The organism is Xanthomonas bromi, from assembly GCF_900092025.1.
Taxonomy (GTDB): Bacteria; Pseudomonadota; Gammaproteobacteria; order Xanthomonadales; family Xanthomonadaceae; genus Xanthomonas; species Xanthomonas bromi.
Genome location: NZ_FLTX01000050.1, coordinates 22437 through 33788, shown reverse-complemented (window position 1 = coordinate 33788; position 11352 = coordinate 22437). Strand labels below are relative to the sequence as shown.

The window sequence follows — 11352 nt, the reverse complement described above, 5'->3', positions numbered from 1 at the left end:
CGTCGCCACAGCACGCGCTTCGTTTAACGAGGCGCGTGTGCAATGCGTCTCTGCACTGCAACGGCGCACCAGGTACAACAGTGCGAGCGTCAGGAATGGCTGCCAACATGGTGAGCGATAACAAGGTCAGTGGACTCACATCCGCACTCCCCGCCTGTGACATGCAGGTCGGTGATGTCACCGCATCGTCGGCCTTGCGGCGATGTAGTCGTCCGATCGCTCCGTTTACTCGGTCGCATCGTCCGCTGTCGGTGCGGCCACCGAATCCCGCTTGACCAGCAGGTGCGCGACCACATGATCGACCATCTTCGCCGTACGCTCCTTGGCGCGAATCGTCTTCAGCAGGATGTCCAGCGCGGCATCGGCCATGGCGGCGATGGGCTGTTGCACAGTGGTGATTTCGGGCCATACCGCAGTGGCGGCAGAGGTATCGTCGAACCCGACCACCGACAGGTCGCGCGGCACATCCAGCCCACGCCGATGCGCGACCGAGATGGCGGCTGCGGCCATGTCGTCGTTACTGGCGAAGATGGCGCTGGGGCGACGTTTGCGCGCCAGCAGTTTTTCGGTGGCGACCAAGCCGGATTTGTAGGTGTAATCGCCCGGCTGCACCAAGCGTCGATCCAGGCGCAAACCGGCGTCTGCCAGCGCCGCCTGAAAGCCTTCGAAGCGCCGCGTACTGGCGGACAGGTTCGGATGCCCGGCGATATAGCCGATGCGCGTATGCCCCTGTGCGATCAAGTGTTCGGTGATCTCCTTTGCAGCAGCGAATTCGTCGATGCGCACACACGCGACATCCGGGCTGAAATGGTTGGAGGCGATCGCCACCACCGGCACCTTGGCGCGTACCAATTCCAGCACTGCGGCCCTGGATTCGCACAAGGGCGGCGGCAGGATCACGCCGGCAACGCCTTTGGCGAGCTTGCGTGCCGCCTTACGTTCGGCATCGGCGTCCAGGTCGTCCCAGCAATCGATCACCAGCTGGATCGAGGTCCGCGAGGCAACCCGCAACACGCCCAGCAGCAACTCGCGCAAATAGGCACCGCTGGGATCGCTGTAGATCAACGCAATCCGCGTGCTCTGCGCGGCCGCCAATGCGCTGGCAGCAAGATTGGGCGTGTAGCCCAGCTTGTCGACCGCACGCATGACCCGTTCGCGGGTGGCATCGCGCACGCTGCCGGTGTTGTTGACCACGCGCGAGACCGTCATCGGCGACACCTTCGCCAGCGCCGCCACCTCGTCGATGGTGGTCGCGCGGCTGGTGCGGCGGACCGATTTCCTGACTTTCTCCAAGCGTGGCCTCTTCAACTGCGTGCGAAAACTGCGGGGTGCACAGGCGCTGCCGGGGTAACGCGGGCGCCGCGTGCAGGCATGACGGTGCGCGCCATGGTACCGGGAAGCAGGCAGAGCGGCGATATGCGCCTGCATGCACGCGTCGCGCTGGAGCATGCTGCATGAGTGGGTCTAGATTGAAGCGACATGGCGCCGGTGTCGGCACATTTCCGCTGCAGTGCCTGATGTGGCTGACGCTCCTGTGCGGCGGCCTGCTGGCCACCGTCAGCGCGCGTGCGCAGGACGGCTACGATTTATGGTTGCGCTACCCGCCGCTGGCCAATGCCGCGCAATTGCGTGACAGCACCAGCGAGCTGGTCGTGGTCGGCGACTCGCCCACCCTGCATGCAGCACGCAACGAACTGGAGCGTGGCCTGCAGGGTTTGCTGGGACGCACGCCGCCGCACGTAGACGCGGTGACGCGCGATGGCGCGATTGTGCTGGGCGCCGCCACCGCGCCACAGATCGCTGCCTTGAAGCTGCAGACCCGCCAGTTGGGCCGCGAGGGCTACCTGCTCCGTCGCATCGACGTGGATGGACATCGCATCACGGCCATTGTCGGCGGCAGCGATATCGGTGTTTTATACGGTGCGTTCCACCTGTTGCGTTTGCTGCAGACCGGGCAATCGCTGACGGCGCTGGATGTGCGCGCATCGCCGCGCCTGCAGCTGCGCATGCTCAATCATTGGGACAATCTCGATGGTCTGGTGGAACGTGGTTATGCCGGTGCGTCGCTGTGGAACTGGCAGACGCTGCCCGGCTACCTGGATCCGCGCTACACCGACTACGCACGCGCCAACGCGTCGCTGGGCATCAATGGCACCGTGCTCAACAACGTCAATGCCAAGGCGTTGAGTCTGACGCCGCCGTACCTGGACAAGGCCGCGGCACTGGCGAAGGTGTTTCGTCCGTATGGCATTCGCGTGTTTCTCAGCGCGCGCTTCAGTGCACCCATCGAGATTGGTGGTTTGAAAACCGCCGACCCACTGGATCCGCGCGTACAACGCTGGTGGCGCGACAAAGCCAATGACATCTACGCGCGCATTCCGGATTTCGGCGGGTTCTTGGTCAAGGCCAATTCCGAAGGCCAGCCCGGCCCGCAGGACTATGGACGCAGCCATGCCGATGGCGCGAACCTGCTGGCCGATGCACTGGCGCCGCATGGCGGGGTGGTGATGTGGCGCGCCTTCGTCTACTCGCATGAGCAGCCGGACGACCGCGCCAAGCAGGCGTACAGCGAGTTCGTGCCGCTGGATGGCGCCTTTCGCGACAACGTGATCGTGCAGGTGAAAAACGGCGCCATCGACTTCCAGCCACGCGAGCCGTTTCACCCGTTGTTCGGTGCGATGCGCAAGACGCCGTTGATGCCGGAGTTCCAGATCACCAAGGAATATCTGGGCTTTTCCACGCATCTGGCGTACCTGGGTCCGCTGTTTTCCGAGACCTTGCAGGCCGACACCTATGCGCGCGGCAAGGGCTCGACAGTGGCGAAGGCGGTGGATGGCAGCCTGTTCACCGATACCAAACGCACGCGACTGACAGGTATTGCGGGCGTGGCCAATATCGGCGCAGACCGCAACTGGAGCGGCTCGATCTTCGATCAGGCCAACTGGTATGCGTATGGGCGGCTGGCGTGGGACCCGCAACTGTCGCCGCGCGCGATTGCGCAGGAATGGGTGCGTATGACGTTTTCCAACGATCCCGCGGTGGTCGAGCCGGTGGTCGGCATGATGCTGCGGTCGCGCGAGGCGGTGGTGGATTACATGACACCGCTCGGCCTGCATCACCTGATGGGGCGCGGCCACCATTATGGCCCGGCACCGTGGGACGCCGGCAGCGAACGCCCGGACTGGGACCCGGTGTATTACCACCGCGCCGACCGCAAGGGCATTGGCTTCGACCGCAGCGCCAGCGGCAGCGATGCCGTTGCGCAATATGCGCCGCCGGTCGCACGCGTGTTCGGCGATGTACAGCGCGTGCCGGAACAGTTGTTGCTGTGGTTCCATCATGTGCCGTGGGATCACCGCATGGCCTCCGGCAGGCCGCTGTGGGACGAGCTGGTGTGGCATTACGATCATGGCGTGGCCGAGGTGGCTGCGATGCGCGCGACCTGGCAAGGCCTCGCCGGCAAGATCGATGCACAGCGCTATCGGCAGGTGGCCGATTTTCTGGCCATCCAGCAGCGTGAGGCGCGCTGGTGGCGCGATGCCAGCATCGCCTATTTTCAGAGTGTGTCGGGGCGCCCGCTGGCTGCCGGCGTGACCCCGCCGACGCATCCGCTGGCGTATTACCAGGCACTGACCTTTCCGTATGCACCGGGGAATCCGAAGTGAGCGCACGTCGCGTCAAGGTCTTGATCGGTACGTTATCGGCGTTGCTACTCCCGCAACTTGCTGGCGCTGCGGACGCACCGCTGCTGCTGCATCCGGTCTTCCAGGAGCATGCGGTGCTGCAGCGCGATGCGCCGATCCGCCTGTGGGGCGATGCGGCACCGGGCACGCGTATCACGGTGCACCTGGACACGACGCAGGCGCACGTGCGCGCAGACCGGCAAGGGCACTGGGAGACGCGCCTGCCCGCGCATGCCGCCGGCGGCCCGTACCGCCTGAAGGCCAGCACGGCCAACGGTGTCGTGCAACAGATCGACGATGTCCTGATCGGTGATGTCTGGCTGTGTTCGGGGCAATCGAACATGGAACTGCAGGTGCATCGCACGCTGGATTCGCGCAGCGAGATTGCCGATGCCGACCATCCCACCATCCGCCTGTTCAAGGTACCGGCGCAATCCAGCCCATTGCCGCAACGCGGCTTCGGTGGCGCAGCAACGTGGCAGCGCACCACGCCGGAGACGGTGAAGGACTTTTCGGCCGCGTGTTACTACTTTGCGCGCGAGTTACAGAAGAGCGTCGAGGTGCCGATGGGCTTGATCAACGCCTCATGGGGCGGTTCGCAAATGCAGGCCTGGATCGGCGAGAAGGCCTTGCGCGGGGCCGGCGACGATGGCCCGGCCCTGGATGTGCTGGCGCGTTACGCCACCGACCCGGTGGCGGCCGCACCGCGTTGGGCCGCGCTGTGGGAAACCTGGTGGCATGCGCACGGCGAAGGCGAACCCTGGCAGCCCGATGCGCCCGGCGACTGGCAGGCCGCGCCGCCCGCACTGGGCGCGTGGGACGACTGGGGCGTGCCGCAACTGGTCGGCTTCAACGGCATGGTCTGGTACCGCACCAGCGTCGAGCTGACCCAGGCACAGGCCGCACAGGACGCCGCGTTGTTGCTGGGGCCGGTGGACGAGCTGGACCAGACCTGGGTCAACGGGCGCGGCGTGGGGAGCAGCTATGGTGCCGATCAGCCGCGTCGCTACGCGTTGCCGCGCGGACGGCTGCATGCCGGGCGCAACAGCATCGTGCTCAATGTGCTCAATACCTATCGACGCGGCGGCTTGCTGGGCGACGCGCAATCGCGCGCACTGCAATTTGCCGATGGCAGCACGCTGGCGCTGGACGCCCCGTGGCAATACCACATCGTGCCGCAGGTAGTGGGCACGCCACCGCGCGCACCGTGGTCGTCGGCTGCCGGGTTGACCACCTTGTACAACGGCATGATCGCCCCGCTCGGGCAGCTGGGCCTGCGCGGCGTGCTGTGGTACCAGGGCGAATCCAATGCCGGCGATGCGGCGCATTACCCTGCCCTGCTCAGCGCATGGCAGCGCGACTGGCGGCAGCGCTTCGGCGCGGCGCTTCCGTTGCTGGTGGTGCAGCTGGCCAATTACGGCGCACCGCCCACCCAGCCGACCGAAAGCGGTTGGGCGCAATTGCGCGAGGCGCAACGGCGCTTCGTCGCCAACGACGCACACGCAGGGTTGGCGGTAGCGATCGATATCGGCGACCGCTACGACATCCATCCGGCCAACAAGCAAGAGCTAGGTCGGCGCCTGGCGCGTGCAGCGCGGCACGTGGTGTATGGCGAAGCGATTGCCGCGTCCGGGCCGGTGCCGCACGGCGCGGGCCGCGAGGGCGAGAGCGTACGCATCGATTTCGACGATGTCGATGCCACGCTGCTGAGTTACGGCAACGACGCGCCGATCGGTTTCGCGCTATGCGGCGACGCTGCCGGCAGCTGCCGCTACACCACTGCCACGCTGTCCGGGCGCGCGATCAGCCTGCGTGTTCCCGCAGGCGTGCAGGCCACCCGCGTGCGCTATTGCTGGGCCGACAGCCCGGTGTGCACCTTGTACGACCGCAGCGGCCTGCCCGCCGGCCCGTTCGAACTTCCCATCACGTCCACCTCTTCCCCCTGAGCGAGATCACGATGTCACAGACTTCCGACTCCCCTGCACCGCTGCAAGGTTCCGCCCGCGATCGCGAGATCGTCGAGGCACGCGTCATCGTCACCTGCCCCGGCCGCAATTTCGTCACCCTGAAGATCCGCACGCGCTCGGGCATCGCCGGGCTGGGCGATGCCACGCTCAATGGGCGCGAATTGGCAGTGGCCGCGTATCTGCAGGAACACCTGGTGCCGAATCTGATTGGCCGCGATGCCGGCCGGATCGAAGACATCTGGCAGTTCTTCTACCGTGGCGCGTACTGGCGGCGCGGGCCGGTGACGATGAGCGCCATTGCCGCGGTGGATGTGGCGTTGTGGGACATCCTGGGCAAGATGGCCGGCATGCCGTTGTATCAGCTGCTCGGTGGGCGCTCGCGCGAAGGCGCGCTGGTGTATGGCCACGCCAATGGCCGCGATATCGCCGAGACCAGCGATGAAATGGGCCGCTTCCGCGAGATGGGCTTTCTGGCGATTCGCGCGCAATGCGGCGTGCCCGGCATCAAGAAGGCCTACGGTATTTCCGTCGGGGGCAAGCCGTACGAACCGGCCGAAAGCGAGCTACCCACCGAAACCATGTGGTCCACGCCCCGCTATCTCGGCATGGTGCCCAAGTTGTTCGAGCAATTGCGCAGCGATCACGGCGATGAGGTCGAGTTGCTGCACGACGCGCATCACCGGCTCACACCGATCGAAGCCGCGCGCCTGGGCCGCGACCTGGAGCCGTACCGGCTGTTCTGGCTGGAAGATGCCACCCCGGCGGAAAATCAGCGCGCGTTCGAAATCATTCGCCAGCACACGGTGACGCCACTGGCAGTGGGCGAGGTGTTCAATTCGATCTGGGACTGCAAGCACCTGATCGAACAGCAGCTGATCGATTACATCCGCACCACCATCGTGCATGCGGGCGGGATCACCCACCTGCGCCGGTTGGCCGATTTCGCCGCGCTGCATCAGGTGCGGACCGGTTTCCACGGCGCCACCGATCTGTCTCCGGTATGCATGGGCGCGGCGTTGCACTTCGACACCTGGGTGCCCAACTTCGGCATCCAGGAGTACATGTTCCATTCCGACGAAGCCAATGCGGTGTTCCCGCATGACTACGTGTTTCGCGATGGCCGCCTGCACTGCGGCGAAACGCCCGGACATGGTGTGGAGATCGATGAAACGCTTGCAGCGAAGTATCCGTACGTGCCCAAACAGTTGCCGGTGGCGCGGCTGGAAGACGGCACGATGTGGGACTGGTGATGCGCGCGCTTGCCGCCATGTGTGTGGAAGCGCTGATGGCCGTGGCAGCGCCTGCGATCGTGCAGGCGCAAGCGTCTGCCGATGTCGCCTTCGATTGGTTCGACTACCGCGGCGACGATGCGGTGTTCGCCACGCCGCTGCCGGCCGGCCATTACCGCAACCCGGTGCTGGCCGGGTTCTATCCCGACCCCAGCGTCACACGCGTCGGCGAGCACTACTACCTGGTCAACTCGACGTTTGCGTATTTCCCGGCGATCCCGGTGTTCGAAAGCACCGATCTTGTGCACTGGACGCAGATCGGCAATGTGGTCGAACGCCGCGAGCAACTCGATTACGACGGGCTGCGCATGTCGCGCGGCATGTTCGCGGCCAGCATCCGCCATCACGACGGACGCTTTTACGTGGTGGGCACCGCAGTGGACAGCGGTGGCAATTTCATCGCCAGCGCCAGCAATCCGGCAGGTCCGTGGTCGGCGCTGACGTGGTTGCCGGGCATCGATGGCATCGACCCGTCATTGTTCTTCGATACCGATGGCAGTGCTTACCTGCTCAACAATGGCCCGCCGGAAGGCACGCCGTTGTACAAAGGGCATCGCGCCATCTGGATGCAGCGCTTGGACATCGCCACCAACCAGCCGGTCGGCCCGCGCAAGGTGTTGCTCAACGGTGGCGTGGATGTGGCCAGCAAGCCGATCTGGATCGAAGGCCCGCACCTGTATCAGCACGATGGTTGGTATTACCTCTCGTGCGCCGAGGGCGGCACCGGGCCGCAGCATTCGCAGGTGGTGTTGCGTAGTCGCACCGTGTGGGGGCCGTATGCACCCGCGCCACACAATCCCATCCTGACCCAACGCGACCTGCCCGCCGAGCGCGCCCATCCGATCAGCAATGCCGGCCACGTGGATCTGGTCGACACGCCCGATGGGCAGTGGTGGGCCGTGTTTCTCGCAAGCCGCCCCTATCGCGACGATCGCTACAACACCGGGCGCGAAACGTTCCTGCTGCCGGTGCAATGGCGCGATGGCTGGCCATCGATCTTGCCGGCGGGAAAGCCCATCCCCTACGTTGCCAAGGCCCCCACTGGCACCAAGGCACCTGCTGCGCAGGCGCCGTTGTCGGGCAACTTCGTCTGGCATGACGACTTCGACCAGGCCACAGTGCAACGCGAATGGCTGACCGTGCGGGTGCCGAAGCACGACGTGGCCGACCTGCGCGCACGTGCGGGCTGGTTGACGCTCCATGCCAGCAGCCAGGGCCTGGACGGCACCGGTACGCCGGCGTTTCTGGCACGGCGCCAACAACATACGCGTTTCACCGCCAGCACCGCGCTGGCCGTGCCAACCCAGCCGGGCGTGCGCGCGGGATTGGCCGCGTTTCAGAATTCCACCGCGTGGTATGCGCTCGGCATCCGTCGCGATGGCGACGCCGTGCAGGTGTTCCTGGATAAGCGCGATGGCGCAACCACCACCACGCTGGCGCAGACCCGCATCCCGGCAACGGCACAGGTGCGGCTGCAGATCAGCGGTGATGGCGGTGCCTACAGCTTCGCCTTCGATGCCGATGGCCGCGGCTGGCAATCGCTACGCCGCGACGACGATGCCGGCTTTCTCAGTACCGCACAGGCCGGCGGCTTCACCGGCAGCATGATCGGGCCGTTCGCCCTATCTCCCCCCGACCGCCCTTCACAGGACTGACCATGCCTTCGCACCCGACCGCCCGTTTCCGTTCGCTCGCGCACGGCGTCCTGCTTGCAGTGGGGTGCGCCGTGGGCACTGCCCATGCCGCCACACCGCCGCCGTATCTGGATACCCAACGCAGTTTCGAACAACGCGCCGCCGATCTGGTGTCGCGCATGACGCTGGAAGAAAAGGCCGCGCAGATGCAGAACGCCGCGCCGGCGATTCCGCGGCTGCAGGTGCCCGCCTACGACTGGTGGAATGAAGCGCTGCATGGCGTCGCGCGTGCCGGCGGAGCGACGGTCTTTCCACAGGCGATCGGCATGGCCGCCACCTTCGACCTGCCGCTGATGCACGAGGTCGCCACCGCGATCAGCGATGAGGCGCGTGCCAAGCATCATCAATTCCTGCGCCAAAACCAGCACGAGCGCTATCAGGGGCTGACGTTCTGGTCGCCGAACATCAATATCTTCCGCGATCCACGCTGGGGCCGTGGCCAGGAGACCTACGGCGAGGACCCTTTTCTGGCCGCGCGCATGGGCGTGACCTTCGTGCAGGGCCTGCAGGGCGAAGGCGCCGATGCGCCGAAGAACGCGCAGGGCGAGAGCTACCGCAAGCTCGACGCCACCGCCAAGCATTTCGCCGTGCACAGCGGCCCGGAAGCCGATCGTCACCACTTCGATGCGCGCCCCTCGCAGCGCGATCTGTACGAGACCTACCTGCCGGCGTTCGAGGCGCTGGTCAAGGACGGCAAGGTGGACGCGGTGATGGGCGCCTACAACCGCGTGTATGGCGCGTCGGCCAGCGCCAGCAAGTTCCTGCTGCAGGATGTCCTGCGCCAGCAATGGGGCTTCAAGGGCTACGTGGTGTCCGACTGCTGGGCGATCGTGGATATCTGGAAACACCACAAGATCGTCGCCACCCGCGAACAAGCCGCCGCGCTGGCGGTCAAGCACGGCACCGAGCTGGAATGCGGGGAGGAGTACGCCACCCTGCCGGCGGCCGTGCACCAGGGCCTGATCGACGAGGCGCAGATCGACACCGCCTTGCAGACCTTGATGACCGCGCGCATGCGCCTGGGCATGTTCGATCCGCCCGGGCAGTTGCCTTGGTCGAAGATCCCGGCTTCGGTCAACCAATCGCCGGCGCACGATGCGCTGGCGCGACGCACCGCACGCGAATCGCTGGTGCTGCTGAAGAACGATGGCCTGCTGCCGTTGTCGCGGGCCAAGCTCAAGCGCATCGCGGTGATCGGCCCGACCGCCGACGACACCATGGCACTGCTGGGCAATTACTACGGCACGCCGGCTGCACCGGTGACCGTATTGCAGGGCATCCGAGCCGCGGCCCCGAACGCGCAGGTGCTGTACGCGCGCGGCGCCGATCTGGTCGAGGGACGCGACGACCCTGCTGCCACGCCGCTGATCGAGCCGCAATACCTGCGGCCATCGGCCAACTCGCCCGAGCGCGGTTTGCGTGGCGAGTATTTCCGCAATCGTGCGCTGTCCGGCACACCGGCCTTGGCGCGGGTGGATGCGCAGATCGGCTTCAAGTGGGACCGCGGCTCGCCGACCGACAACCTGCTGGCGCGCGGCGAAGCCGGCCCGAGCGAGGCAGTGCCGGCGGATAATTTCAGCATCCGCTGGAGCGGCCAGCTGGTGCCGCCGACCACCGGCACTTACCACCTGGAAGCGGCGGCCGACGATGGCGTGCGCCTGTACCTGGATGGCAAGCCGGTGATCGACCGCTGGGCTACCGCCGACCGCCTGCACGCCGACGGCGTCGATGTGCAGCTGCAGGCCGGCCGGGCCTACGACCTGCGACTGGAATACGTCGAGGGCGAACGCGATGCCGCGGTACGCCTGGCCTGGCGCCAACCTGGCGCAAAGCCGCCCTTGCAGGAAGCGCTGGACGTGGCGCGCAGCGCCGACGTGGTGGTCTTCGTCGGTGGCCTGACCGGCGATGTCGAAGGCGAGGAGATGAAGGTGAACTATCCCGGCTTTGCCGGTGGCGATCGCACCGATCTACGCCTGCCCAAGCCGCAGCGCGACCTGCTCGAAGCCTTGCATGCCACTGGCAAGCCGGTGGTGGCGGTGCTGACCACCGGTTCGGCGCTGGCCATCGATTGGGCGCAGCAGCACTTGCCCGCCATCCTGCTGGCCTGGTATCCCGGTCAGCGCGGCGGCACCGCGGTGGCCGACACCCTGTTCGGCGATGCCAATCCTGGCGGCCGGCTACCGGTGACGTTCTACAAGGAAAGCGAAACCCTGCCGGCGTTCGACGACTACGCCATGCGTGGGCGCACCTACCGCTACTTCGGCGGCACGCCGCTGTATCCGTTCGGTCACGGCCTGTCGTACACGCAGTTCGCCTATTCCGATCTGCGCCTTGACCGCAGCACCGTGGGCACCGATGGTTCGCTCACTGCCACGGTTTCAGTGAAGAACACCGACCAACGCGCGGGCGATGATGTGGTGCAGCTGTATCTGCATCCGCTCAACCCACAGCGCGAACGCGCCGGCAAGGAGTTGCGCGGCTTTCAACGCATCGCCCTGCAACCGGGCGAGCAGCGCGAGCTACGCTTCACCATCAAGGCAAAGGACGCGCTGCGCATCTACGACGAGCAGCGCAAAGCGTACGCGGTGGACCACGGTGCCTATGAAGTGCAGATCGGCGCCTCCAGTGCAGACATCCGCGCCAGGCAGCGCTTCACGGTGACGGACAAGTAGCGCGCTCTGGGCGTGCGTGCCTGATAACAACGTCCTGCGTCGCACGA

Annotated in this window: 6 protein-coding genes; 5 read left to right on the top strand and 1 reads right to left on the bottom strand. The window is 66.1% G+C overall.

Annotation, left to right across the window (positions count from 1 at the left end; all coding sequences use genetic code 11):
- Window positions 1-225: 225 nt before the first annotated feature.
- Entirely contained in the window at window positions 226-1293 is a 1068-nt protein-coding gene (locus XBLMG947_RS15755) for a LacI family DNA-binding transcriptional regulator (RefSeq protein WP_065469576.1), read from the bottom strand.
- A gap of 176 nt (window positions 1294-1469) precedes the next feature.
- On the opposite strand from XBLMG947_RS15755, the gene XBLMG947_RS15750 reads away from it, so the two are divergent.
- From XBLMG947_RS15750 to XBLMG947_RS15730, 5 genes are read left to right on the top strand one after another with little or no spacing between them, the layout of a single operon-like run.
- Window positions 1470-3665 carry an alpha-glucuronidase family glycosyl hydrolase gene (locus tag XBLMG947_RS15750; protein WP_065469573.1) on the top strand — a complete coding sequence of 732 codons (2196 nt, stop codon included), beginning with the start codon at window positions 1470-1472 and terminating at the stop codon, window positions 3663-3665.
- Window positions 3662-5629: a sialate O-acetylesterase gene (locus XBLMG947_RS15745; RefSeq protein ID WP_065469572.1), complete on the top strand. Its 1968-nt coding sequence runs from the start codon at window positions 3662-3664 to the stop codon at window positions 5627-5629. The genes XBLMG947_RS15750 and XBLMG947_RS15745 overlap by 4 nt, the downstream gene beginning before the upstream one ends.
- 11 nt (window positions 5630-5640) lie before the next feature.
- Window positions 5641-6900: a D-mannonate dehydratase ManD gene (manD, locus tag XBLMG947_RS15740; protein WP_065469571.1), complete on the top strand. Its 1260-nt coding sequence runs from the start codon at window positions 5641-5643 to the stop codon at window positions 6898-6900.
- Complete coding sequence (locus tag XBLMG947_RS15735) at window positions 6900-8594, top strand: glycoside hydrolase family 43 protein (RefSeq protein WP_065469575.1); 1695 nt, start codon at window positions 6900-6902, stop codon at window positions 8592-8594. Before manD ends, XBLMG947_RS15735 begins: the two co-directional genes overlap by 1 nt.
- Window positions 8595-8596: 2 nt before the next feature.
- Window positions 8597-11305 (top strand): glycoside hydrolase family 3 protein, encoded by a 2709-nt coding sequence (locus tag XBLMG947_RS15730; protein WP_065469570.1) that lies wholly within the window; start codon window positions 8597-8599, stop codon window positions 11303-11305.
- Window positions 11306-11352 lie beyond the last annotated feature (47 nt).

What these genes read in the sequence shown, in the direction of transcription:
- manD (WP_065469571.1), top strand. Translation starts at nt 5,641, where the DNA reads ATGTCACAGACTTCCGACTCCCCTGCACCGCTGCAAGGTTCCGCCCGC.
- XBLMG947_RS15735 (WP_065469575.1), top strand. Translation starts at nt 6,900, where the DNA reads ATGCGCGCGCTTGCCGCCATGTGTGTGGAAGCGCTGATGGCCGTGGCA.
- XBLMG947_RS15730 (WP_065469570.1), top strand. Translation starts at nt 8,597, where the DNA reads ATGCCTTCGCACCCGACCGCCCGTTTCCGTTCGCTCGCGCACGGCGTC.